The following is a 24,715-nucleotide window of genomic DNA, read 5'->3' as shown; positions in this document are numbered from 1 at the left end:
GGATCAGCGCTCCAGTGCGGTGAGCGTGAACAGCGCCCCGTCCGGGTCCCTCAGCGTCGCCTGGGTGGCGGGCTCGTGGTGGATCACCGTCCCGCCGTGTTGGAGGGCGGCCGTCACGCACCGCTCCACGTCCGGCACGGGGAAGTGCACCTGCCAGCGCGGCCGGATCGCCGGGTCGGGCGCCTCCTCCAGCGCGCCCGAACTGAGCCGCGCCGCCATGTGCCCGCCGCAGCGCAGCACCACCTCGTCCCCCTCGTACTCGACCTCGCAGCAGTCCGGCCGCCCGCACGCCCAGTCCAGCACCTCGCCGTAGAAGATCGCCGCCTCGAAGGCGTCCCGGGTGTGCAGCCGCACCCACGCAGGGGCCGCCGCCCGCCACACCTCCCACCCCGCCGGCAGCTCGCCCTCCCAGATCCCGAACACCGCCCCGTCCCGGTCCGCCGCCAGCGCGCCCCGCCCCAGCACGAACGCCACCGGCCCGACCGCGACCGTCCCGCTGCGCTCACGGATGCGCCCCGCGGTCACGTCGGCGTCCTGCACGGCGAAGTAGGGAGTCCAGGCGACCGCCACGTGGAACGCGGACGCCAGCGCCCCGATACCCGCGATCGCCCTGCCGTTGGACAGGGCGACGCTGAATTCCTCGCCCAGCCGCGCCGGGCGGAACCGCCATCCCATCACGGAGCCGTAGAAGTCGTGTGCGGCCTCGAGGTTCCGGGTCATCAGGCTGACCCAGCACGGCGCGCCGAACACCGCACCACTGGATGTCGCTCCCGAGGCCGCGGCAGCTGTCGGTTCTCTGGTCATGAGCACAACCGTCCCGGTGTCGCATCGCGCGTCGTCGTCCCGCCGCTGTCCATCCTTGCACTGTTTTACCCACATGCTTCCCGATGTGCGGGCATTCATGGTGGTGTGCTTGCGCCGGGCGAGGTGGCGTGCCCGGACGGGAACGGGAGCGCGGAAAAACGCCTCTACGGTGTCGGATCAGTGGTTTTCCCCGAAAGGCAGTGGTGAGCATGGCCGTCGGCGCCCCGAGCGTCACCGACCAACAGGATGCGGAACGGAGCAACGGGCTCACCCGCCCGGCGACCCTGTGGACGGCGGGGCTCGCCCTGCTGCCCCTCGGACTGCTCGCGGTGGCCTCCTTCCTCGGTCGCCACGTCCGCCCCTCCGCGGACGAGTGGTGCTTCCTCCCCCTCGTGCGCGACGAGGGCGTATGGGGCCTCGTCGGGAAGTTCTACGTCACCGACAACGGCCGCCTCGCCAACGGCGTGCTCGTCGGCCTGTACGCACAGTTCCCGGTCGCGGGCCACCAGTGGTACGCGGCGCTCAGCGCCGTCGTCATGCTGGCCGTCCTGTGGGCGCTGACCGTGCTGCTCCTGCGCCGCACCGGGCAGGAGGTGCCCCGCGGCGCCGCCCTCCTCACCGCGTCCATGATCACCGCGGTGTTCCTGTTCGCCACCCCCAACACGTACAAGACGTTCTACTGGCCGGCGGCCTCCGTCTCGCACACCCTCGCCCCCGTGCTGGCCTGCGCCGCCGCACTGCCGCTGCTGCGCGCCCGCAGCCGGCGCGCCCGCGCGGCCGCCGTGGCCGTCGTCGTCCTCGCCGGCGTCGTCATGGGCACCCTGTCGGAGGAGGCGTCCGTCGTCGCCCTCGTCGTCCTCGGCGGCACCGTCGTCCTGGCCCACCGCCTCTTCACCGAGCGGGCCCGCGGCCCCGTCCGCCTCTGGTCCCTGGCGGGCATCGCGGGCGTCGCGATCGGCACGGTCCTGCTCGTCACCTCGCCCGGCTCCCGCAACCGGCGCGAGCGCTACGACGCCGAGACCGTCTCCATGCTCGCCCCGGACTCCCTGCTCACCTCGCTGAAGCTGTACGCGCGCATCCTGGAGACCGTCCTCACCACCTGGCAGTACGCCGGGGCCCTCGCGGCGGGCGTCCTCCTCGGCCTGCTCGCCCGCCGCCGCCCCGGCGCCGGGCCCGGCGTCCTGCTGCCCGGCCGCCCGCTGAAGCTGCTCGGCCTCGCGGCGCTCGCCTTCCTGGTCTCCGGCTACCTGTGCACGGTGATCACATACCCGATCTTCGGGACCGACGTGCTCACCACCGAGCGCACCTGGAACGACTACCTGCTGCTGTACGTCCTGCTCCTCGTCGCCGCCGGCGCCCTCCTCGGCCGGGCCTTGCGCCTGCGCCGCCCCCGCACCGCGGTCACCCGGGCGGCGGCGGCGGCCTCCGCCGCCGTGTGCGCCCTGGCCGTCCTCGGCATGGCCGTCCCGCTGCACCACCTCGGCGACGACATGCGGGCCCGCGCCCAGCGCTGGGACCGCCAGGACGAGTGGCTGCGCGACCGGGCCGCGAGCGGCGCCAGGACCGCCCCCTACACGCCGAACTCCGTCAGCCGCATGCTGGAGCCCTTCGGCGACGGCGGGCGGCGCCCCTGGCCCGCCCGGTGCGTCGCCGACTACTACCACCTCGACTCGGTCACGCGCGGTACGCGCATCCCGTGACCGCTGCCCCGGGCCGTGCCGACCACCGCCCGGGGCACCCGGTCACCCAGGGCGGCCCGCCGGCGCGACGGGCCGCCCGGTCCGCGCGTCCACCGCGGCCGACCGGTCCGTCTCGCGCACCACGTAGTGCGGCCGCCGCTTCGCCTCGTGGTAGATCCGCCCCACGTACTCGCCGATCACGCCCAGCGTCGCCAGCTGCACGCCGCTCAGGCCGACGATCGCGGCGATCAGCGTCGCGTACCCGGGTGTGTCGACCCCGTTCAGCAGCGCGTTCGCGACGATCCACAGCGCGTACAGCAGCGCCGAGACGAACAGCCACAGGCCCGTGTGGATGGCCAGGCGCAGCGGACGGCTGTTGAAGGACAGCAGCCCGTCGATGCCGTAGTTCAGAAGCCGCCGCCCGCCCCACTTCGACGCGCCGGCGGCCCGCTCCACGTTCTCGTAGCGGAAGCTCACCGTGTCGAAACCGATCCACGAGAACAGGCCCTTGGAGAAGCGGTTGCTCTCCGGGAGCGACAGGATCGCGTCCACCGCGCGCCGCGACAGCAGCCGGAAGTCCCCGGCGCCGTCCGCGATCTCCACCTCCATGAACCGCCGCACCAGCCGGTAGTACGCCCGGCTGAACGCACTGCGCACCGCGCCCTCCCCCGACCGGTCCCGCTGCGCCACCACCTGGTCGTAGCCGTGCTGGTGCAGCTCCAGCATGCGCGGCACCAGCTCCGGCGGGTGCTGGAGATCGGCGTCCATCAGCACCACCGCGTCGCCGCGGGACATCCGCATCCCGGCGAGCATCGCCGACTCCTTGCCGAAGTTCCGGCTGAACGACGTGTACCGCACCCGGGAGTCGGCCCGGGCCAGTTCCCGCAGCCGCTCGACCGTGCCGTCGCCGCTCCCGTCGTCGACGTAGCAGATCTCGAAGGAAGCCCCCGTGGGCCCCAGGGCCGCGAGCACAGCGGTGTGGAAGGCGTCGATCACCTCGCTCTCGTTGAAACACGGAACGACGATCGAGATCTCAACCATTGCTGACTCACTCCAGGCACGCTCGCGCGGACGGCCGGCCGGCCCCCGTGGACCCACCGCACAGGGAAGATGCCGATCACGACGGCAGGGTTGCCTCCACGTCGGGGGTACCAGGCGACGCCCGACGTCAATCCCCCTCGCCGACCGCTCACTCGTACGAGTGGGGCGCGTTCGGGCGAACGGCGCATGGGGCGCGAGCCGGCGGCCCCGTGCCTGCCCGCCCGCGAACGGCGCCGGCCCCGGCCTCCACGAGGGAGACCGGGGCCGGTGCGCGCACAGGGACGTTACGGGGTGATCAGCCGACCGATCCCCAGACCCGCGGGCGCGCCGAGCGCCGACGTGCCGTAGTAGACGCCCGACGACGGCACGAAGCCCGTCGCGCTGTTGTCCACGTGGAGGATCGTGCCGTTGTTCGCGTCCTCGCCGTCCGCGCCGAGCGCCAGCCCGGCCCAGGTGTGACCGGACAGGTCGGCCAGCGAGACCGCCGCACCGAGCCGGTCGTTCGGCTCCGTCGAGCCCGGGACACCGGTCGTGTCCTGGTGGTACGCGACCGATCCGGTGGCCGTCATGCCCGTCGCCGAACCGCGGATCAGGATCGCCTGCCCGGCGTTGGACTGGGCGACGCCGCCGCGCGTCAGGTCCTCGCCCGGCACGCCGACGAGGACGTCCGCGTACCCGTCGAGGTTGACGTCACCGACCGACACCGAGGCGCCCATGCTGTCCCCGGTCTCGTCCGAGTCGGGGATGCCCGTGGTGGCCTGGTGGAACGTCTTGCGGCCGGTCGACGTCAGGCCCGCGGACGAACCCATCACCGTCGCCACGGCACCGCCCTTGGCCAGGTGGCCCGACTCGGTCGAGTTCGGCTGACCGATCGCCAGGTCGTCGTAGCCGTCACCGTTGATGTCGCCCACCGCGAGCGAACGCCCGCCGCGCGGGTACAGGATGCCGACCCGCTGCAGACCGCTCGACGAGCCCTTCAGCGCCAGGATCCGGCCCACACCGCTCGAGTCGCGGAAGGTGATCGCCACATCGGCGTACCCGTCGCCGTTGAAGTCGCCGCTGCCCGCGGAGGCGAAGGACACCACCGACGTGTTGGCCGTGTCGCTCAGCCAGCCCGCCTTGGTCGCGTACGTCGCGTTCTTCGACTCGAACACCCACCAGCGGCCCGGCTTGCCCGGGGCCACGGACAGCACGTCCGCGGTGCCGTCGGCGTTGAAGTCGCCGACCGCCACGGCGGTGCCCAGCTTGTCGCCGTTCACCCGGTACGAGGGCGACGTCATGTAGCCGAAGCCCGAGTCGAGGCCGGGCCCGGTCAGGACGGTGACCGAACCGGTGTCCGTGTGCCCCGACTCGTCGTCCTCGCCGGGCGCGCCCACCACGAGGTCGGCGTAGCCGTCACCGTTGAAGTCGCCCCACGCCGTGGTCGTGCCGAACTGGTCGCCCGCCTCGTTGGCGCCGGGCACGCCGGTGCTGTTCTGGTCGAGGATCCTGCGGCCCGTCGAGGTGGGCCCGGTCGCCGTACCGGGCAGGACGGTGACCCGTCCGGCGCCGCTCGCGTACCGCGGCAGCGCCGCCACCAGGTCGGCCACGCCGTCCCGGTTGTGGTCCGCCGTCGGGATGGCCGAGCCGCGGCCCGCGCCGGCCGCGTACGTACGGATCGCGGGCAGTTTCGCGTACAGGTTCTTGCCGGGGCAGGCCGTCGCGAACGCGTCACGGTGACCCGAGATCACCTTCATCGTCGCCTGCTGCCCGGTGGTGTACTTGCCGGTGTTGCCCTGGGCGGTCAGCGTGACCGTGCCCTGCGGGTCGCCGCCGTACTGGCCGAGCTTCCAGGCCGCGACGCGGGCCGCCGACTGGAGCGCCGCCGTCGTCGGCCGGCCGGCGGGCTTGCCCGCCGCCGCGTCGCCCTCGAAGTCGCCGAGGAACGCGATGGCGGTCGAGTAGCCGTTGAAGCCGTACGTGTGCGCGCCCTTCACCGGGAGGTCGACACCGCCGCCCCGGCCCTCGAAGACGCGGCCGCACTTGTCGACCAGGAAGTTGTAGCCCAGGTCGTTCCAGCCCTGGGTGCGGACGTGGTACGTCATGATGCCGCGCACCAGGGCGGCCGACTCGGCGCAGCTGTAGTCGTTGGAGCCGACCGTGTGGTGGATGAACACGGCCTGGATCTTCTGGATGTACTCCGGCGGGTCGGCGACCATCGACTCGTCGGCGCCCCACTGCGCCCGCGTGATGAGCGGCGGCCGCCGCACCGTGGACGGCGGGGCCGTCGGGACGGTCGCCGTCGCGGTCGGCGTGGGCGTCGGAGCCGGGCTCGTGGTGGCCGGCGCCGTGGCGGTCGGCGAGGCCGACGTCCCGGTGGACGAGGGCGTGGGCGTCGGCGCCGGGGTGGCGCTGGGCGACGGCGCCGCGCTGTCCGTGGCGGACGGGCTCGGGGTCTCCTCCAGTGAGAAGGCCGCGTTGTCCATGGCGAGGTCCGCCGCGGTGGGCGAGGAGAGCGCGGCCGCGGGCGCGGCGGGGTTACGGGCCTCCGCCCTGCTGACGCCCGGGTCGACCATGTGGAGCTTCAGGCCCTTCGGCAGCGTCCGCTCGCCGTTCACGCGGACCTGCACGGCCGTCGAGGGACCGACCCACAGCGGCTCCGACGCACCGTGCCCGGCGCCCTCCGCACCGTCGGGGCGGTGCTCGTCGAACTCGACGGTCCGCCACCCGGACCAGGCGCCCGTCGCGGCGCTGCGCGTGCGCACCTGCGCCGTACCGGCGACCTCCGCCGTGTCGCCGTCCCAGCCGATGCCGACCAGCGAGAACGGCTCCGTGGTCGTGGCGGGCAGCTCCCGCGTCGTCCGTCCGCCCTGGGTCAGGCCGACCGTCCGCAGGGTCGCCGCACGCTCCTTGAGTCGCGGTCCCTCCGTCGGCTCCGGGGTGCCGGCCGTGGCCACGGTGACGACCCCTGCCCCGCCCAGAACGACGGCGCCGAGCGTCAGCCACGCCCGGCGTTTCATGCTCAGTGGTCGATAGGCATGCGATCTGCGCGCGCTCACGTCCCCACCCTTCGAATAAACGTCACGAGGACACCCGTGGCACCGGGCGTCCCGCTCCATTCAGCGCGCCCCGGCGCGAAAACATGACAGTCGGCCGGGTGTGTGTGTCGAAGATCACGCATGGATCGGCCCTCCGGGGGAACCGTCCGCGCCGGACGGTCACCCCCGGAGGGCCGGTATGTCTCCGACCGCGGCGCCGCTACCGCTGCCCGGGCAGGCCGGAATCCAGGGCCCGCAACGACGCCTCCACGTCGCCCGGAGCGGCCCCGCCCTCGGCGGGCTCGGCGCCCGTGTTGCCGTAGGACTGCACGGAGAAGTTGCCGTTCTGCGTGTGCACCCCGCCCTCGCCCACGGCGGACGCGGTCGGCACGGAGACGCCCAGGGCGGCGGCGGCGACACCGGCCGTGGCGAGAACCTTCTTGAACATCGTCGATCCTTCGTGTCGGGGACCCTGCGCCCGGGTCCCCTTGCGTAACCGGCGGCCGCCGCGCGCGTCACGCCCGCGGCGGCCGCACGGCCCCGCAATCACTCGTTTGCCACCCCGGCCGGGCCGCCGGGGCCCGGCGCGGCTACGGCAGCTTCACGAAGGGGGAGAGGAAGGCCCGCGCGCCGGGGGAGTCCAGACGGTACGTGACATTCGTGGCGTAGCAGGGCGTATCACCCGTGATCGTGGTGGCGACCAGGGTGAGCTTCCCGCCCAGCACCGCGAAGTTCGGGCCGCCCGAGTCGCCGTAGCACGCGCCGCCGTTGCCCTGCGGCGCGGTCATGGCGAGCCGCAGCCACGCGTCGTTCAGCGCGTCGAACGCGACCGGGGCCTTCATGCGCACGCCCCCGCCCGGGTGCGTGTGCCCGCCGGGCCCGCGCCGCGCCTCCTGCGTGCCGTAACCCGCGACCGTGAACGACGTGTCCTTCAGCCCCTGCGGGCCGAGCGCGCCGAGCGCACCCGCCGCGGGCAGCGCCGCCGGGGTGAACGACCAGCGGGCGGCGACCTGGCGGGCCGGCAGCTCGACCACCGAGATGTCGTGCGTGTCGGACGCGGGCCCCGGATAGCCGGGGTGGTTGTGGGCGGTGCCCTCGACGCCGACGGCCCGGGCGACCGCCGCCGGGTCGCCGGGGTGGCGTGCGGCGGCCTCGTCCAGGGCGCCCTGCACGTCCTGGTGGAGGGAGACGAAGAACTTCACGTTCGCCGGCCAGTCGGTCGTGCAGTGCGCCGCGGTGAGGAACGTATCCGCGTCGATCATGGTGCCGGAGCACACCCAGTCGACCCGGTCCGGGGTCGCGGGGTTCCCGTCGTTGTCCCAGGTGGCGACCAGTGCGCCCACCTCCGTGCGCTCGGGCGCGGGGGTCGCGTGGTACGAGTTGATGGCCGAGGACGGCAGCGCCGAGCCGATGAGCAGGGCGCACACGGCCGCGGCGACGGCGACCGCACGAACAGGTACGGCAGTCAAGAGAAGCCCTTCTGAGTGGTGGGAGTGGCGGAGGGGCCTCCTGTGGGGGACCGACAGTGAAGCGCGCACGCCGCACGCCCGGCAAGAGGCCGGTACGCGCTTGACGCCCGGTCAGCCGCTCCCGCCGTCCGCGCCTCCGGCGGTTTCCCCGGGCGCCGCCGCCCGGATGAGCTGCCGCAGCGCCCCGTAGTACACCTCGTGGTCCACCACCGCCGGGAGCACCGCCGCCACGTGCGCGGTGAGCACCGGGAACTCCTCCGGGTCCAGCGCGGCCAGCGCGGTCCGTGTGGCGGTCTGCGCGGCCTTCGGGTCGCGGTGGTCGACGAAGGTCGCGCTGCCGAGCGTGAGCAGGTACATCCTCCGGTACGCGGTGACGGCCTCCTCGGGCGTCAGCCCCGCAGCCAGGCTGTCGGCGAGCTGCGGCTCCACCAGGCGGGCCAGTAGCTGACGGCCCAGCCATGGCCGCCCGCCGCGCAGCGCGACCAGGCCGGGGTGGCGTACGAGCAGCCGGTAGAGGGCGGTGAACCGCGCCTCCGTGGCCTCCGCCCAGCCCGTGCCGGGCGGGATGTCGGGCAGGCGGCCGGCGAGGTGGTCGGTGCACAGGTCCAGCAGCCCCGCCACGTCGGTGCAGCGGCGCTGGAGAGTCGCGTGGGCGACGCCGAGCCGGGCCGCGAGCGTGCGGAAGCTGAGGGCCCCGGGCCCCTCCTCGTCGACGAGCCGCAGCGCGGCCTCGGCGATGCGGTCGGGACGGGCGGGGTCGTCGGCCGAGGGTGATGGACGGATCATGAGAGCCAGCGTACGATACGGCGTATCGATAGCCGGTCGACGCCTGAGCGCCCGAGCCGAGCCGGCCACCGAGCCGGCCGGCCGCCGAGCCGAGCCGCCCGATGTCGGGCCGGCCGATGCCGCGACGCCGGGCCGCCCGACGTCCGCTGTCGGCAACGCCACCGCCACCCGCCCGCCGCCCCCAGCCGGCAAGGAGAGCCCCATGCCGCAGGTACTGACGCCCGCCGACATCAAGACGGCGGCCGACCGCATCGCCGGCCGCGTCCGGCCCGTCGTGCTCGCCGCCCGCGACCACGACCCGCGCGACCCCGCCGAGGTCTGGTTCGCCCTGGAGTTCCTCCAGCACACCGGCAGCTTCAAGGCCCGCGGCGCCCTCAACTTCCTGCGCGCCCACCACGAGGCGGGCACCCTCCCCGACGCGGGCGTCACCATCGCCTCCGGCGGCAACGCGGGACTGGCCTGCGCCTGGGCCGCCCGCCTCCAGGGCATCAGGGCCACGGTGTTCCTCCCCGCCACCGCGCCCGCCGTGAAGGTGGCCCGGCTCCGCGCGTACGGAGCCGACGTCCGCCTCGTCGGCTCCGCGTACGCCGAAGCGCTCGCCGCTTGCGAGGAGTTCGCGCGGACCACCGGCGCGCTCGCCTCGCACGCGTACGACCATCCGCTCGTCGCCGCCGGCGCGGGCACCCTCCTCGGCGAGATCCTCCAGCGGCTGCCCGGCCTCGACACCGTGATCGTCTCCGTCGGCGGAGGAGGGCTGTTCGCCGGCGTCGCCACCGCCGCCCACCACCACGGCATCCGCACCGTCGCCGTCGAACCGGACCACTGCCGCGCCCTCGACGCCGCCCTCGCCGCCGGCCGGCCCGTCGACGTCACCGTCGACTCGGTCGCCGCCGACGCCCTCGGCGCCGCGCGGGTCTCCACCGCGGCCCTGCACGCCGCACGCCACTACGACGTCCGCACCCTCACGGTTCCGGACGCGGCGATCGTCCGCGCGCGCCGCGCCCTGTGGGACGACCACCGCCTGGCCGTCGAGCACGCCGCCGCCACCGCCCTCGCCGGGCTCGCCGCGTACGGCCCGGCCGCGGGGGAGAAGGTCGCCGTCGTGCTGTGCGGCGCCAACACCGACCCGGGCGACCTCGCGCAAACCGGTGGCGCCCGCTCCTGAGCCCACCTAGGGTCACCCGCATGACGATCATGGGGGCACAGGACATCCAGGAAGCGGTGGCCGCCACCACCGCGGCACTGCGCACGGTGGCGGGCCGCGACTGGACCGCGCACGCGCACGGCCTCGAATGGACCTGCTACGACACCGCCGTCCACATCGGGAGCGACTTCACCGCCTACGCCGCCCAGCTCACCGGCCGGGCCACGGACGGCTACGTGCCGTTCGAGATCCAGGCCGACCCCGGCACCACACCGGACGGCCTCATCCATGTGATCGAGGCGACGGGCGGACTGCTCGCCGCCGTCGTCGCCGCGACCCCCGCCGACGTACGGGCCTGGCACCCCTACGGCGCCGCCGGCCCCGACGGCTTCGCCGCCATGGGCGTCGTCGAGGTCCTGCTCCACACCCACGACATCCTGCGCGCCCTCGGCGTCACCGGCTGGGAGCCGCCGGCCCACCTGTGCGACGGGGTCCTCGACCGCCTCTTCCCGCACAGCCCCCGCACCGACGACCCCTGGCAGACCCTGCTGTGGGCGACCGGCCGCACCGAGCTGCCGGGCCTGCCCCGCCTCACCACCTGGCGCTGGCACTCCGACCCCGTCCGCGGCGAGCGCCTCGTGCTGTGCGAGGTCGCCCCCCGGTCGGCCACCGACCTGCACACCACCGGCAGCGGCGGCTTCGCCTGGGCCGGGAACGGTCCCGGGGACGGCACCCGCTTCGCCGCGGGCATGGTCGCCAAGGCCTTCGACAGCGGCACGTACCGCCCCGGCTGGGGCACGTACGCGATCGTCCGCACCTCCGACCGCCGCGCCATCGGCGGCATCGGCTTCCACGCCGCCCCCGACGCCGACGGCCGCGCCGAGATCGGCTACGACCTCGTGGAGTCGGCCCGCGGCGACGGCTACGCCACCGAGGCCCTGCGCGCCCTCGCCGACTGGGCCTTCACGCACCCCCACGTCACCGTGCTCACGGCCACCGTCGACCTGGGCAACGCCCCGTCGCACGGCGTCCTCACCCGTGCCGGTTTCACCGCCACCGGCACCACCGACGCCCACACCACCTACGAGCTGCGCCGCGTCACCACGACCTCCCGGCCCTGAGCAGCACGTCCCGCACGAGTTCCACGTGCGGATGGGCGGCCGCCCCCGGCCGCTGCACCAGGAACGCGGTGTTGATCGGGGGGTCCTCGGGCTCGTACAACGCCACGAGGGCCCCCGAGCCCAGCTCCGGCGCGCACAGGTAGCGCGGCAGGACGCTCCACCCGGCGCCCGCCACGACCGCCGCGAGCACACCCCGCAGATCCGGCATCGTCACCGCCGCCCGCAGGCCCAGCCGCCGCCCGAACACATGCCGCCAGTAGCGCCGCGCGATGGGCAGGTCCTCCGCGTACACCACCAGCGGAACGCCCAGCAGGCTCCCCGGACCCTCCAGGGCGACCCGCTCCGGCGTCACCCGCTCCGCCCACACCGGGGCCGCCACCAGCACGAACTCCTCGTCCGCCAGCGGCACGGCGCTCAGCGCCCGCCCCCGCGGCCGGGACGTGGCGATCACCAGGTCGTGCCGCCCGGCCCGCAGCTCCTCCAGCAGCGGATCGGTCAGCCCCGCCGTCACCCGCAGCTGTACGCCGCGCTCCGCGACCAGCGGCGCCAGCGCCGGCAGCACCCGCAGGCACAGCAGCTCGGCCGGACCCGCCAGGCGCACCGGCTCCACCGCCTCCCCGCGCGCCCCGCCCCCGGCGAACGACGCCAGCTCGTCCAGCGGCCCCGCCACGCGCAGCGCCAGCTCGTCCGCGAACGGCACCGGCGCCACCCCGCGCGGCAGCCGCTCGAACAGCTCCCGCCCCAGCTGCCGCTCCAGCGCCCGGATCTGCGTGGTCACGGTCGGCTGCGACAGGCTCAGCAGAGCGGCGCCCGCCGTGAAGGACCCCGACCGGTACACGGCGAGGAAGGTCCGCAGCAGGTTCAGGTCCATGGCCCCATTAAATCCCCGCGACCCATTGAAAAGCCGATACCACCTATGGATCTCCCCATTGGATCCCAATGGCGGGCCGCCGTACCGTCGAAGCATCCGCACCAGCCACCGCACTCCGGAGCAGACACACCATGTCGAAGATCCTCTTCGTGATGACGGGCGCCGACCACTGGACGCTCGCCGACGGAACCCAGCACCCCACCGGCTTCTGGGCGGAGGAGGCCGTCACCCCCTACGAGGCGTTCAAGGCCGCCGGCCACGAGGTCGTCGTCGCCACGCCCGGCGGCGTCGTCCCCACCGTCGACAAGGCCAGCCTCGCCGAGAACCCCGACGCCACCGCCTCCTTCCCGGAGCTGGAGAACCCGGTGGCCCTGGAGGACGTCGACGCGGCCGACCACGACGCGGTCTTCTACCCGGGCGGCCACGGCCCGATGGAGGACCTGGCCGTGAACGCCGACTCCGGCAGGCTCATCGTCCGCGTCCTGGAGTCCGGCCGCCCGCTCGCCGTCGTCTGCCACGGCCCGGCCGCGCTCCTCGCCGCCACCAAGGAGGACGGCACCCACGCCGTCGCCGGCTACCGCCTGACCGGCTTCACCAACGCCGAGGAGACCCAGGCCGGTCTCGCCGCCAAGGCCAAGTGGCTCCTCCAGGACCGTCTGGTCGAGGCCGGCGCCGACTTCCAGGAGGGCGAGCCCTGGGCCGCCCACGTGGTCGTCGACCGCAACCTCATCACGGGCCAGAACCCCGCCTCGTCCGGCCCGCTGGCCGCCGAACTGCTCAAGCGGCTCTCCTGAAACAGCCGTCCCGCAATGAGGAATGAGGAGGGGCGGGCCACCCCCGGTGGCCCGCCCCCGCTTCGCGCTCCGTGCCTCAGCCGCCCAGCGGCAGCCCGCCGGCCGGAAGCCCGCCCAGCAGCCCGCCGCCCACGGGCAGCGGGCTGCCGGGCTGTCCCTTCCCGTCACCCTGGTTCTGCTGACCGCCCAGCAGCCCGGTGCTGTTGAGGTTCGACACGACGGGCGCGCCCACCGACGCCGGCGCCTCGGCGGCGACGGCCGGCGCGGCCGCCGCCACCCCCGCCCCGGCGATTCCCGCACATACAGTGATCAGTCGGATACCGCTGCGCATGGCCATATACGTCACTCCAGAAGACACATGAGGAGAAAGACTGCTTTCCGAACGCAATGTGCAACGAGCCCCGGCCGTCGACGTCACTGACCGCGCGGCGCCGGTAATCCTCTTGAGGCATCGCCCGCCCGCGTAGATGATCTTCGGCATGTTCTCGCGCAGGAATCGACGCCCCACGTCCGAAGACGTCCTCAAGGCCCTGGAGTACCTGGACAAAGGTGATGTCCCGGGCGCCTTGCGGCAGTTGAGGGCCGGGGCCGGGACGCTGCCGCCGGGCGAGGTGGCGCTCGTCGTCGAACGGGCCGCACGCGCCGCCGGGTTCGACGACCTCCGCACCGCCGCCGCCGGGCTGGCCGCACACCCAGGGAAGGACCAGGCGCTGTACGACTTCGGCTACGCGTGCATCGAGCGCGGCCTGTCGTACCTGGCGATCCCCGCCCTCAAGGAGGTGCTCGGCCGCAACCCGGGCGCGATGGGCGTGGTCCGGGAACTCGTGGCCGCGTACGAGCGCGAGGGCCGCCACCGCGAAGCCGTGGACGTCCTCGCGCGGCACGAGAGCGACCTCGCAGACTGGCCCGACCGCTACCTCCTCGCCCACAACGCCCTCATGGCGGGCGACCTCGCGCTCGCCGAGCGGCACCACGCGCTGCTGCCCGAGCCCGCCGACCCGATGTGGCTCCCCGCCCGGGACCGGCAGCGCCGCATGCTGCACCGCGCGGCGGCCGCCGCGCCCGCGACCCCGCTCGACCGCACCGACCTGCGGGGCTGGCAGTACGTGATGGGCGGGACCGTGCTCGGCACGCTCTCCCCGTACGGCTTCGACGCCGGCATGACCGGCCGCTACGCCTGGCTCCAGGACACCCACGACCAGTGCCTCCAGGGGCTGCTGAGGCTGCGCGCGGTGCTGGACGCCGCCGCGGTGCGGCCGCGCTCCGTCTCGCTGCTGCCCGACCGCGGCAGCCGGATCCTCGGCCTGGCCGCCGCCGAGGTGCTCGGCCTCCCCGTCGAACCCTTCGCGCCCGGGCGGGAGGACACCGTCGTCGTCGCGTACGACCTCGACGGCCTGGGGGCGACGGAAGAGGGCCGGGAAGCCCTCCGGCAGCTCCACGAGAGGGGCGCCGGACAGGTCCTCCACGAGCACGCGAGCAACTGGACCGACGCCCCGGCCGTCACCCCCGACAGCGTCACCCTGCTGCACCAGTCCGTGGTGGCCCCCTGGGACGAGCAGCTGCGCCAGGGCGACGACGGCGGGGTGGAACGCGGCCCGGCCGACGACCGCCCGGCGGAGCGCGTCGCCGCCGACATCGTGGCCGCCGATCCGGTGCCGGGCACCGGGGGCGACGGCGAGACCCCGGCGGATTCGGTCGCACGGCTCACGGACTTCGTCACGGCCGTCCGCGGTACGTGGCTCCAGGGGCCCCGGGACCGCCTCACCTCCTCCGGTCCGGTGCCCAGCTCCAAGTTCGCGTGACGGGCGCGCGGGGCCGGGGCGGACCCGTCATTTCAGCAGGGCGCAGACGAAGTCCTCCTGCACCTCGCGCAGCCGCGCCAGCAGCGCCGGCTTCACCGACTTGCTCGTCTGGGTGGTGATCGAGAACGTCATCGAGCGGCGGCCGTCCTCGGTCGCCACTGCCAGCTGCGTATAGCCGGGCGTGTTTCCGGTGTGGCCGTACACCACGCCGCACCGGGTCGTGTAGCGGTACAGGGCGAGTCCGGCGGCGTTCGCGCCCGGGCCCGCCGGCTCCGACGCGGCGCCCTCGAGGAACGTCAGCTGCGCCCGCCGGGTCGCGTCGGACAGGAGCCGGCCGCCCGCGTAGCCCCGCACGAACCGGTTGACGTCCGCGGGCGTCGACACGATGCCGCCCGACGCCCACGCGCCCGAGGCGCCGAACAGCTCGCTCACGTCCTGCGGCGGCTCGGGCGGCCGGACGTCGTAGCCGTGCAGATACGGCTCGGGCAGCTCGAACCCCGACGGAAGGCTCGTGTCGCGCAGTTTCAGGGGCCGGTAGACCAGGCGGGCCAGCAGTTCCTCGTACCGCTTGCCGGTCACGGCCTCCGCCATCAGCGCGATCGCGATGTTGTCGGAGTTGGAGTACGCGTACCGCGTCCCCGGGGGGAAGGCGAGCGGTTCGCCGGCGACGAAGTCGAGCAGCCGGCGCGAGTCGAAGACGTGGTGCGGGTCGGAGATCAGGATCTCCCTGAACTCCGGCGATTCGGAGAAGTCGGGGAGTCCGCTGGTGTGCTGGAGCAGATGACGCAGAGAGACCTCGTGCCAGGCCGTCGGCAGATGGGGCAGGATCTCCCCGATGGTGTCGTCCAGGCGCAGCCTGCCCCGGTCGACCAGCTGCAGGGACACCGCCCCGGTGAACATCTTCGCCGCGCTGGCCAGCCTCATGTGGTCGTCGGGCCGTGGCCGCCGCTCGGTGCCCACTTCCGCCACGCCGGCCCGCACGACCCGCCGTTCCTTGCCCCGCTGGAGCACCACGATGACCCCGGGCGGCCCGCCGGGCGTACGCACCAGCCGTTCGAGGCGCTTGTGCAGCGCGCCGTCGCGGCCCCCGCCCCCGCCCCCGTCCCGGCGGTCGTCCTGCCCCGCCGCCGCGGCCGGTGCGGCGATCAGGCCGCAGGCCGTCACGGCGCCCGCCAGGAGCGCGAGGGCGGCACGGGGACGGCCACGGTGGGGCGGGCGGTGCGTCATGGTGTGCTCCTGTGTTCCTCGTGCTCGCGGCTGTGTGCGACCGGACGCGGGCGGGGAGGCTCTGTGCCGGTACGCCGTTCAGCTTGTACGGGGACCACGGAGGTTGCGCGCGCTCCTGCTCCATGTGGCCGAGTGCCGGCCGCCTCTTGACGGCGGAACAGATACCGGACGCGAGGGACCTTCCGGGACGAACCCCTCTCGTCTCCCCTCCTGGGTCCGCCCGCGGCCGCCGACGCGGATACGGTGCTGTCGTGGTGATCAGCGAGCAGAACACAACCGGTACGGCCCTGGTGCTGGCGGCCGCCCCCGTCGGCAAGGGGCGGCTCATCGACGCCGCGTCCGTACTGCCCGCACTCGGAGCCGTACCGCCCGGGGCCCTCACGGGCACCGCGGCCGCGCACCTGGTGGAACTCGCCGACCCCCTGGAGCCGCAGGCCGTGCTGACCCGGCTCCGGGCCGCCGTGGCGTCCCCGGGGCCGCTGTCCCTCTACATCACCGGGCAGCTCCACCTCGACCACAAGCAGCACCTCCCGCACCTCGCGCTGGCCCGCTCGACACCGGCCACCCTCCGCTACACGGCCGTCCCGTGGCACTGGCTGGCCGGCGAGCTGAAGGTGCGCCGGCCCCACACGACCACCGTCGTGGTCGACCTCGTCGCGGACGCCGCGACCTGGGCGCGGGTCGGCACCGACCCGTCGTCGCTCACCCTCGGGCCCGGCATACGCCTCTACGGGCGTATCGCCCCGCCCCCGCCCCGCCGCAGGGTCGCCGCGCCCGAGTACCTGAAGGCCTGCACGGCGATCTGGCGCAGTGGCGCCCGGCCCGCGATCGAGACCCTGCACGAGCAGGCAGCGGCCCAGGCGGCGGCGCAGACCGGCACGAGCGGCGACCTGCTCCTGGCGGGGGACCACTTCACCGTTCCGCCGCACGGACAGGTGCCGCGGCAGGCGACACCGGTCCCCGGGGTGGCCGGCGCCATGACGGCGCCCGCGGTCACCACGCCTGACGCCGCGTCGGCGCCCTACGCCACCTCGCCCGCCTCCGGCACCTCGCCCGCATTCGGCGTCTCCGGCACCTCGTCCGCCGCCCCGCCGGCCGACCCGCACCCCGCGATCCTCGCCGCCGCCCAGGCCGGCCGCCACGAGGAGGCCGCCGCCGCGGCGGCCGCGTGGGAGGAGAACGCGCGGCGCACCCACGGCGCCGACTCGCCGCAGGCCATCCACTGGCTGGAGGTCCGCGCCGACCTGGCGCGTCTCGCGCGTGACCCCGTCACCAGCTGCCACTTGTGGATGACCGCCGCCCATGCCCGCCTCCAGCGCCGGCAGGCGCCGGACCACCCGGACGTGGAGGGCGCCGTCGACCGGGCGCACCACCAGTGGGAGCACATCACGGACCCGGAGGCCGCCCGCGCCTTCGCCCCGGCCCTCGTCGCCCTGCGGCGCCGCGTCCCCGGCCGCCAGCGCGGAGCCCTCCAGGCCGTGCAGCGGCGGCTGGAACGCTGGCACGCGACGTCCGGCGCCTGAGCCTCCTACGGCGGGCCGGCGCGTAGGGCAGCGTCCCGAGGACCCGCGTGGGAGCGCTCTCTCACGACGTCATGGGGCGTACCCGCTCGGTTCGGTGGAACGCAACCGTCCGGTCGCTGTGCCGTTCGACGCTCTCCGGAGATCACGCGCCCCGACACGAGGAGACGTACGTGACCATCCGTCGAACCGGCCTGCCGGCCGCCCTGTTGCTGTGCGCCGCCGCCCTCGCGGCCCCGGCCTTCCCCGCACACGCGGCCGCCGCACCCCAGGACACCGCCGCGTCGTCGCTGCCCACCGTCACGCCCCGGGCCGAGACGGCCGCGCTCCACGACGACGAGCAGGGCGGCAACGCCGACGCCGACGACCCCGCGATCTGGCGCAACGCCGACGCCCCCGGGCGCAGCCTCGTCATCGCCACCGCCAAGGAGGGCGGCCTGCGCGTCTACGACCTGGACGCGCGCCAGGTCCAGTCCGTCCCGGCGCCGCCGCCCGCCCGCCCCGACGACGCCCCCGGGCGCTTCAACAACGTCGACCTGCTCCACGGGGTCCGGCTCGCCACGGGCCGTACGGACCTGGCCGTCGTCAGCGACCGCGGCCACGACCGGCTGCGCGTCTACCGCATCGACCGCGACCGCCCCGGCGGCCCGCTCACCGACGTCACCGACCCGGCGGCCCCCGCGATCTTCTCGGCCGGCCAGGAGGAGATCAACGAGCAGGACACCGCCTACGGCCTCGCCACGTGGAAGGACGCCGCCACCGGCCGCTCCTACGCCCTGGCCAGCCGCAACAACCGCACCACCGTCGCCCTCCTGGAACTCACGCCCCGCCCCGACGGCACGGTCGGCTACCGCAGGGTCCGCACGCTGGACCTCCCCGCGTCCTTCCGCCTGCCGAACGGCGCCACCTGGGCCCCGTGCGGCGAGCCCGGCGAACTGCCGCAGGTCGAGGGCATGGTGGTCGACCCCGCCAACGGCATGCTGTACGCGGGGCAGGAGGACGTCGGCGTATGGCGCATGCGTGCCGACCTGACGGGCGCGCCCACGCTGATCGACCGCGTCCGCGAGTACGGCGTCCCCGCCGCGTACGACGAGGCGAGCGACGCGTGCCTGCCCACCGGCGCCGACCCCGGCTTCGGCGGCGACCGCCTGGCCGCCGACGTCGAGGGCCTGACCCTGCTCACCGAGCCCGACGGCGACGGTTACGTCCTGGCCTCCAGCCAGGGCGACAACTCCTTCGCGGCGTACGACCGCGAGGTCGGCGACGCCAACGAGTACGAGGGCGGGTTCCGCGTCACCGCCGCCTCGCCGACGCTCGACGGGTCCGAGGAGTGCGACGGCGCCGCCGTCCTGAACGCGCCGCTGGGCGCCCAGTACCCCGGCGGGCTGCTCGTCGTCCAGGACGGCCGCGAGACACCGGTCGAGGGCGACCGCGAGGCGACCGGCTTCAAGTTCGTCGCCCTCACCGACGTCCTGGACGCCCTCGACGACTGACGTCCGGGGGGGACCGACGTCCGCCGGACCGGCGCGCTCCCGCCGCGGGCGACCCCGGCTCACGCCGAGAGCGCCCGGTCCTCGTCCGTCCCCTCGGCGGCGCAGGCCTCGGCCAGGGCGTCCAGCGACATCCCCAGGGCCGAGGCCAGAGCCACGACGGTGAAGAACGCCGGCGTCGGTGCCCGACCGGTCTCGATCTTGCGCAGCGTCTCCGCGGACACACCGGCGGCCGCCGCGACCTCCACCATGCTGCGCCCGCCGCGTGCCTCACGCAGCAGCGCGCCGAACCGCTCACCGCGTGCGCGTTCCCACGGGGTCAAAGGAGTCCTCACCATGACCGTGATACTAATACCGGTATAAGAATTGGGTGCGCAGGGGCGCGCCGGAACAGGGGAGTGGCGACCATGGTGGAGATCAAGACCGACGCGGCGCTGGACGCCATGCGCGAGGCCGGACGGGTCGTGGCCCGGGCACTGGCCGCGGCCAGGGAGGCGGCGGCCGTCGGCGTCTCCCTGCGGGAACTCGACGAGGCCGCCCGCGCCGTGCTGACCGCGGCCGGTGCCCGCTCCCCGTTCCTGGGCTACCGGCCCTCCTTCGCCCCGACCCCGTTCCCCGCGGTGATCTGCACCTCCGTCAACGACGCCGTGGTGCACGGCATCCCCACCGCCTACCGGCTGCGCGACGGCGACCTCGTCAGCGTCGACTGCGGCGCGCAACTCGACGGCTGGACCGGCGATGCCGCCATCACCTTCACCGTCGGTACGGCCCGCCCGGCGGACCTGAGACTGATCGACGCCACGCGGCGGGCGCTCGACGCCGGCATCGCCGCCGCCGTCGCCGGCAACCGGATCGGCGACATCTCGCACGCCATCGGCACCGTCGCCCGCGGGGCCCGCTGCGGTATGCCCGCCGACTTCGGCGGCCACGGCATCGGCCGCCGTATGCACGAGGACCCGCACGTCCCCAACCGCGGGCGGCCCGGACGGGGCTTCCCCCTCCGCCCCGGCCTGACCCTCGCCATCGAACCGATGCTCATGGCCGGCGGCAGCGACGACTACCGCACCGGCGACGACGGCTGGACCCTGCTGACCACCGACGGCAGCAGGGCCGCCCACATCGAACACACCGTGGCCGTCACCGAGGACGGCCCGCGCATCCTCACGCTGCCCTGACCGCCGCGGCACCCCGAAGGCACGACCGCCCCTCGGCCGCGCCGTGCCGAGACCCGCCCCTCAGCCGCGCACCGACGCGACCCGCGAGACCTTCGCCACCACCGCCCCCACGCCGTCCTCCCGCCGCATCCGCGCCGCGGCGAGGGCCGCCCGCTCGCGGTACGACGGCTCGGTGACGGCCCGGCGTATCGCCTCCGCCAGGCCCTCGGCCGTCAGCGACGTGACGGGGACGGGCTCCGTACCCGCACCCAGCGCGGCCAGGCGCCGGGCCCAGAACGGCTGGTCGGCGGTGAACGGCACCGGCACGGACGGCACACCGGCCCGCACAGCGGCTGCCGCCGTGCCCGCTCCGGCGTGATGGACCACGGCGGCCGTCCGCGGGAACAGCACCGCGTGCGGGACGTCCCCGACAGCGAGCACGTCGTCCCGGCCCCCGTCGCCCGCGCCGAGACCCGCCCAGCCCGCCTGTACGACACCCCGCACACCGGCCTGCCGCAGCGCCCGCACGACCAGCTCGCCCAGCCGTTCGCCCTGCCCGCCGCCCATGCTGCCGAAGCCGACGAACACCGGCGGGGGACCCGCCCGCAGGAAGTCCTCGACCGCGTCCGGCAGCCGGTACGACTCCGGCACGTGCGGCCACCACGCCCCGACGACCTCCAGACCGTCCCGCCAGTCGCCCGGCCGGGGCACCATCGTCGGGCTGAACCCGTGCAGGACCGGCCAGCCGGAACCCTCCACCCGCCGGCGTACCGCACCGGCGGCCGCGGCCGGCAGATCCAGCCGTCGCCGCAGCCCCTCCACGGCGTCGGCGTGGATCCGGTCCACGACACGCAACGCCAACCGCCCCGCCGCACGGTTGCCCCACCCGCCCAGCGCGCGGCCACCGCCCACCACCGGCGGGAAGTCCCGCGTCGGCGCCACCGGCTGGAGGTACGCGCCCAGAGTCGGCGTGCCCAGCGCCTCCGCGACGTGCCAGCCCAGCGGCGCCGTCGTCGTCGACAGCACCATCAGATCCGGGCGGTGGAGCGCGGCCGCGTCCGCGAGCCCCCCGCCCAGATCGCCCAGGAACGCGCGGGCCCTGCGCATGAGCGCGGCCGTGCCCTCGCCGCCGGCCGCCGGGCGGTCCGTGACCGGGGCGCGCGGGTCGGCGGGCAGCCCGTGGAAGACCGCCCCGCTCCCGGCCACCAGCCCCGCGAACGTCTCCGGCGCGGCCAGGACCACCTCGTGCCCGGCCTCCCGCAGACCGGCGGCGACCCCCGTGTACGGGGCGACATCGCCACGCGACCCCGCGGCCGTCACCAGGATCCTCATCGGACGCTCCCCCTCCCGGCATTGGTGTGAACGGCCGCCCGCAGGAACCGGGCCAGACCGGGGCGCTGCTGCGACGACGGCACGACCAGCGCGAAGGCACGCGCGTCCTCGACGTAGTCGTCGGCGATACGGCAGTGCGTCTCGGGCGGACACGGCGTGAACCAGCGCGCGATGTGCTCCCGGTGCTCCTCGGCCAGATCCATCGCCTCGACGCCCTCCGGGACCGCGCCCGCGTCGAACGCGGCGAGCAGCCGCTCCCGCCAGGCCGCCGCCTCCGCCATGAGCCTGCGCCAGTCCTCCTTCGTATGCGCGGCGGCCCGCGCCATGGCCTGCCGGTGCCCCTCGCTGTCACCCCACTTGAGGTGGGCGTCCGTCGCGTAGCTGAGGTCGAAGGCGATCTCCCCGAACACCTCGAACCGCTCCTGCGGCGACAGCTCCACGCCCGTCCGCCGCACCTCCATGGCCCGTTCCGCGACCTCCACCAGCCGGTGCAGCTTCATGATCTGCTCGTTCAGCTGCCGGTGCCGCTCCCGCAGGTGGTCCAGGGCGTTCGCCGCCGGATCGGCCATGATCGCGGCGATCTCGTCGAGGGAGAAGCCCAGCTCCCGGTAGAAGAGGATCTGCTGAAGCCGCGCCAGATCCGCGTCGCTGTAGAGCCGGTAGCCCGCGGGGCTGCGCTCACCGGGCGACAGCAGCCCCGCCCTGTCGTAGTGGTGCAGCGTCCGCACCGTCACCCCGGCGAAGCCGGCCACCTGTCCAACCGAGTAACTCACCCGACCCCTTTCGTCCGCGACCAGGCTGCGGCCTGACGCAGGGGGAGGGTCAAGCGACCCCGGGACACGGGGCCGGGAGCGCGCGCCCCGACCGGAGCGTCACTGCGGCAGCCGCCCCATGACGTGCGCGCTCCCGTTCAGCGATTGCTCCGTCCACACCGTCTTGCCCTCACGCGTGTACCGGGCGCCCCACCGGTCCGTCATCTGCGCCACGAGGAACAGGCCGCGCCCGCCCTCGTCGGTGCTGCGGGCCCGCCGCAGATGCGGGGCGGTCGTACTGGCGTCGGACACCTCGCAGATGAGCGCGGTGTCCCGGATGAGCCGCAGCTGCACGGGCCCCGCCGCGTAACGGTAGGCGTTCGTGACGAGTTCGCTGACCACCAGCTCCGTCGTGAAGGCCAGCTCCTCCAGCCCCCACGCGGTCAGCTGCGACGTCGTCAGCCGCCGCGCCCGCTGGGCCGCCGTCGCCTCCTTGGGCAGCAGCCACGTGGCCACGTTGTCCCGCGCCAGGACACGCGTACGGGCCAGGAGCACCGCCACGTCGTCGGTCGGGCGGTCCGGCAGGACCGTCCGCGTCACCGTCGCGCAGATCTCGTCCAGGTCCCGCTCCGGCCGGCGCAGCGCCGCGTACAGCAACCGCAGCCTCTCGTCCACGTCCTGACGGCCCGATTCGAGCAGGCCGTCGGTGTAGAGGGCGAGCAGACTGCCCTCCGCGAGCTCCAGCTCGGTCGTCTCGAAGGGCAGGCCGCCCAGGCCGAGCGGCGGACCCGCGGGCACGTCCGCCAGGGACACCTCCCCCTCCGGCGTGACCACCGCCGGTGGCGGATGACCGGCCCGCGCCAGGGCGCAGCGGCGCGAGATCGGGTCGTACACCGCGTACAGACAGGTGGCGCCCATGATGGGTGCGCCGGCGCCCCGTTCCGTCGCCTCCTGCTCGACCGCGATCCGGCCGACGAGGTCGTCGAGCTGCGACAGCACCTCGTCGGGCTCCAGGTCGAGACACGCCAGCGTGTGCACCGCCGTGCGCAGCCGGCCCATCGTCGCCGCGGCCGGCACACCGTGCCCCACCACGTCCCCCACGACGAGGGCGACGCGCGCACCCGACAGCGGGATCACGTCGAACCAGTCGCCGCCCACCTCCGTGGCACCACCGGCGGGCAGATAGCGGTGGGCCACCTCGACCGCCGGATGATCCGGTACGTCCGCCGGTAGCAGGCTCCGCTGCAGCGACAGGGCCGCCTCCCGCTGCTGCGTGTAGCGGCGGGCGTTGTCGATGCAGACCGCCGCCCTGGCGGCGAACTCCGCCGCCAGCGTCAGGTCGTCCTCCTCGAAGGGCTCCGGCCGGTGCGTCCGCCACAGGCTCACGACGCCCAGCGTGACCCCGCGCGCGGTCAGCGGCACCGCCATCAACGAGTGCGCGTCGCCGCCCTCCTCCGGCCGCCCGGCACCCATGACCTCCCCGACGGGCGGGCCCTCGACGGGCAGGTCACCTGCTGCCCCGGCCACCGCAACCCTTCCGGCTCCGCCGGCGGGCTCTCCGGCTCCCTCGGCAGGCCCCCCGGCCCGCGCCTCCAGTACGGGCCGCCGCTCGCTCAGGCAGCGCGCCTGCGGCGTACCGGGGGCGAACACCACCGCGTCGTGCGCCGGCAGCGCGTCGCGAGGCGCCTGCGGCACCACGCAGCGCAGGGCCGCCCGGTACAGCGCCCCCGACGCGTTCCGTGCCGGTTCCTCGCCCCGTACCACCGGCTCCAGCAGATCCACCGCCACACAGTCCGCGAGGCCGGGCACCGCCACCAGCGCCAGCTCCTCGGCGGTACGCGTCACGTCCAGGCCGGTGCCGATCCGGGCACTGGCGTCGTTCAGCAGCGCGAGCCGCCGCTGGGCCCGCTCCCGGTCGGTCACGTCCTCCACCAGCTGGGTGACCCCCAGGACCTCCCCGGCCGGATCCTCCATCCGGAACGCCGACACCGCCACGATCCGTTCACGTCCCGGCGGATCGGTCAACAGGCGGCACGGCTGCTCGGTGAAGATGAGCGGCCGGCCGGTCTCCAGCACCGACCGCAGGCCCCGTTCGGCGGTCCGCGCGTCGGGCGCGATCAGGAAGTCGCTCATGCGCAGCCCGCGGATCGCCTCCGCCGGCGCACCGCCGAAGCCGGCGATCGCCCGGTTCACCCGCAGGATGTCCAGGTCCGGGCCGTACACGGACACCCCGATGGGGCAGCGGCTGAACAGCCCCTCCAGCAGGGAACGGTCGATCTCCCACTGGATCACGTCGTCCGCCGGCGACCCGACCAGGAACCACTCCACGCCGTCGCCCGACCGCAGGACGAGCCGCGCCCGGAACCCCATCCGCACGCGCCGCCCGCCCTTCCGGCGCACCGGCAGCACCCCGAACCAGCCGCGGTCCCGCTCGCACGCGGCCACCGCCGCCCGCGCGGCGGGCCGGTCCGCCGCGTCGATCAGTACGTCCAGCGCCGCACGGCCGATGACGTCCCTGGGCCGGTAGCCGAGCAGGTCCTCGGCCAGCGCGCTCCAGCCCACGACCGTGCCCCGCTGGTCGAGGACAGCCGTCGCGGCCCGGTGCAGCGCGAAGGGATCTTCCGGGCTCTCACTGAACGTCCTCAGCGGCGTGTCCATCGCCCTCACCCTCGTACGACTGGAGCACCCCGGCAAGCGGTGCGGGCCGCCGGC

The 24,715-nt window shown here is 74.9% G+C and carries 21 protein-coding genes; 8 read left to right on the top strand and 13 right to left on the bottom strand.

Annotated features, from left to right (window positions below):
- Positions 1 to 3 precede the first annotated feature (3 nt).
- Positions 4 to 804 carry a VOC family protein gene (locus tag ABEB09_RS01540; RefSeq protein WP_345686283.1) on the bottom strand — a complete coding sequence of 267 codons (801 nt, stop codon included), beginning with the start codon at positions 802 to 804 and terminating at the stop codon, positions 4 to 6.
- A 209-nt stretch (positions 805 to 1,013) separates the two neighbouring features.
- Here ABEB09_RS01540 and ABEB09_RS01535 point away from each other — a divergent pair, with 209 nt between their 5' ends.
- A complete protein-coding gene (locus ABEB09_RS01535; RefSeq protein WP_345686281.1) occupies positions 1,014 to 2,504 on the top strand; it encodes a DUF6056 family protein in 1,491 nt (496 codons plus the stop codon).
- Positions 2,505 to 2,546: 42 nt separating this feature from the next.
- Here the strand turns inward: ABEB09_RS01535 and ABEB09_RS01530 are convergent, their stop codons facing one another.
- The 5 genes from ABEB09_RS01530 to ABEB09_RS01510 all read right to left on the bottom strand — a co-directional run bounded on the left by ABEB09_RS01530 (position 2,547) and on the right by ABEB09_RS01510 (position 8,796).
- Positions 2,547 to 3,524 (bottom strand): glycosyltransferase family 2 protein, encoded by a 978-nt coding sequence (locus tag ABEB09_RS01530; RefSeq protein ID WP_345686279.1) that lies wholly within the window; start codon positions 3,522 to 3,524, stop codon positions 2,547 to 2,549.
- A 284-nt stretch (positions 3,525 to 3,808) separates the two neighbouring features.
- The gene (locus ABEB09_RS01525; protein WP_345686277.1) at positions 3,809 to 6,523 is read right to left on the bottom strand and encodes an FG-GAP-like repeat-containing protein; all 2,715 of its coding nucleotides are present in this window, start codon (positions 6,521 to 6,523) and stop codon (positions 3,809 to 3,811) included.
- A 238-nt stretch (positions 6,524 to 6,761) separates the two neighbouring features.
- Complete coding sequence (locus ABEB09_RS01520; RefSeq protein WP_345686275.1) at positions 6,762 to 6,989, bottom strand: hypothetical protein; 228 nt, start codon at positions 6,987 to 6,989, stop codon at positions 6,762 to 6,764.
- Between the two features lie 142 nt (positions 6,990 to 7,131).
- Positions 7,132 to 8,010 (bottom strand): trypsin-like serine protease, encoded by an 879-nt coding sequence (locus ABEB09_RS01515; protein WP_345686273.1) that lies wholly within the window; start codon positions 8,008 to 8,010, stop codon positions 7,132 to 7,134.
- A gap of 111 nt (positions 8,011 to 8,121) precedes the next feature.
- Positions 8,122 to 8,796 (bottom strand): TetR/AcrR family transcriptional regulator, encoded by a 675-nt coding sequence (locus ABEB09_RS01510; protein ID WP_345686271.1) that lies wholly within the window; start codon positions 8,794 to 8,796, stop codon positions 8,122 to 8,124.
- Positions 8,797 to 8,998: 202 nt separating this feature from the next.
- Between ABEB09_RS01510 and ABEB09_RS01505 the strand changes: the two genes are divergently transcribed.
- Together ABEB09_RS01505 and ABEB09_RS01500 are read left to right on the top strand one after the other, a co-directional pair.
- Positions 8,999 to 9,961, top strand: a complete 963-nt coding sequence (locus ABEB09_RS01505; protein ID WP_345686269.1) for a threonine/serine dehydratase — start codon at positions 8,999 to 9,001, stop codon at positions 9,959 to 9,961.
- 20 nt (positions 9,962 to 9,981) lie between these two features.
- The gene (locus ABEB09_RS01500) at positions 9,982 to 11,061 is read left to right on the top strand and encodes a GNAT family N-acetyltransferase (RefSeq protein ID WP_345686267.1); all 1,080 of its coding nucleotides are present in this window, start codon (positions 9,982 to 9,984) and stop codon (positions 11,059 to 11,061) included.
- Here ABEB09_RS01500 and ABEB09_RS01495 read toward each other — a convergent pair.
- Entirely contained in the window at positions 11,039 to 11,932 is an 894-nt protein-coding gene (locus ABEB09_RS01495) for a LysR family transcriptional regulator (RefSeq protein WP_345686265.1), read from the bottom strand. The two genes, ABEB09_RS01500 and ABEB09_RS01495, sit on opposite strands and share 23 nt — an antisense overlap.
- Positions 11,933 to 12,063: 131 nt before the next feature.
- Here ABEB09_RS01495 and ABEB09_RS01490 point away from each other — a divergent pair, with 131 nt between their 5' ends.
- Entirely contained in the window at positions 12,064 to 12,726 is a 663-nt protein-coding gene (locus tag ABEB09_RS01490; protein WP_345686263.1) for a type 1 glutamine amidotransferase domain-containing protein, read from the top strand.
- 76 nt (positions 12,727 to 12,802) lie between these two features.
- Here the strand turns inward: ABEB09_RS01490 and ABEB09_RS01485 are convergent, their stop codons facing one another.
- The gene (locus tag ABEB09_RS01485; protein ID WP_345686261.1) at positions 12,803 to 13,057 is read right to left on the bottom strand and encodes a hypothetical protein; all 255 of its coding nucleotides are present in this window, start codon (positions 13,055 to 13,057) and stop codon (positions 12,803 to 12,805) included.
- A 148-nt stretch (positions 13,058 to 13,205) separates the two neighbouring features.
- On the opposite strand from ABEB09_RS01485, the gene ABEB09_RS01480 reads away from it, so the two are divergent.
- Complete coding sequence (locus ABEB09_RS01480) at positions 13,206 to 14,528, top strand: tetratricopeptide repeat protein (protein WP_345686259.1); 1,323 nt, start codon at positions 13,206 to 13,208, stop codon at positions 14,526 to 14,528.
- 27 nt (positions 14,529 to 14,555) lie between these two features.
- On the opposite strand, the gene ABEB09_RS01475 is transcribed toward ABEB09_RS01480, so the two are convergent.
- A complete protein-coding gene (locus tag ABEB09_RS01475; RefSeq protein WP_345686257.1) occupies positions 14,556 to 15,755 on the bottom strand; it encodes a serine hydrolase domain-containing protein in 1,200 nt (399 codons plus the stop codon).
- Between the two features lie 251 nt (positions 15,756 to 16,006).
- Between ABEB09_RS01475 and ABEB09_RS01470 the strand changes: the two genes are divergently transcribed.
- Both ABEB09_RS01470 and ABEB09_RS01465 read left to right on the top strand, forming a co-directional pair.
- Positions 16,007 to 17,278 carry a hypothetical protein gene (locus tag ABEB09_RS01470; protein ID WP_345686256.1) on the top strand — a complete coding sequence of 424 codons (1,272 nt, stop codon included), beginning with the start codon at positions 16,007 to 16,009 and terminating at the stop codon, positions 17,276 to 17,278.
- A 170-nt stretch (positions 17,279 to 17,448) separates the two neighbouring features.
- A complete protein-coding gene (locus tag ABEB09_RS01465) occupies positions 17,449 to 18,768 on the top strand; it encodes a phytase (protein WP_345686255.1) in 1,320 nt (439 codons plus the stop codon).
- 59 nt (positions 18,769 to 18,827) lie between these two features.
- Here the strand turns inward: ABEB09_RS01465 and ABEB09_RS01460 are convergent, their stop codons facing one another.
- Entirely contained in the window at positions 18,828 to 19,103 is a 276-nt protein-coding gene (locus ABEB09_RS01460; RefSeq protein WP_345686253.1) for a helix-turn-helix domain-containing protein, read from the bottom strand.
- Between the two features lie 69 nt (positions 19,104 to 19,172).
- Between ABEB09_RS01460 and map the strand changes: the two genes are divergently transcribed.
- Positions 19,173 to 19,940 carry a type I methionyl aminopeptidase gene (gene map / locus ABEB09_RS01455; RefSeq protein WP_345686251.1) on the top strand — a complete coding sequence of 256 codons (768 nt, stop codon included), beginning with the start codon at positions 19,173 to 19,175 and terminating at the stop codon, positions 19,938 to 19,940.
- A gap of 60 nt (positions 19,941 to 20,000) precedes the next feature.
- Here map and ABEB09_RS01450 read toward each other — a convergent pair whose 3' ends face one another.
- The 3 genes from ABEB09_RS01450 to ABEB09_RS01440 form a co-directional block, all read right to left on the bottom strand.
- Complete coding sequence (locus ABEB09_RS01450) at positions 20,001 to 21,251, bottom strand: glycosyltransferase (protein ID WP_345686249.1); 1,251 nt, start codon at positions 21,249 to 21,251, stop codon at positions 20,001 to 20,003.
- Positions 21,248 to 22,024: a MerR family transcriptional regulator gene (locus tag ABEB09_RS01445; RefSeq protein ID WP_345686247.1), complete on the bottom strand. Its 777-nt coding sequence runs from the start codon at positions 22,022 to 22,024 to the stop codon at positions 21,248 to 21,250. Before ABEB09_RS01445 ends, ABEB09_RS01450 begins: the two co-directional genes overlap by 4 nt.
- 99 nt (positions 22,025 to 22,123) lie before the next feature.
- Positions 22,124 to 24,661, bottom strand: coding sequence for a SpoIIE family protein phosphatase (locus ABEB09_RS01440; RefSeq protein ID WP_345686245.1), 2,538 nt, complete (start codon positions 24,659 to 24,661; stop codon positions 22,124 to 22,126).
- Positions 24,662 to 24,715: the final 54 nt, after the last annotated feature.

Origin of the sequence: Streptomyces coeruleoprunus (assembly GCF_039542925.1) — a bacterium.
Lineage (GTDB): Bacteria > Actinomycetota > Actinomycetes > Streptomycetales > Streptomycetaceae > Streptomyces > Streptomyces coeruleoprunus.
Note: the sequence above shows the minus strand (reverse complement) of the source record. Positions and strands in the feature narration are given on the sequence as shown.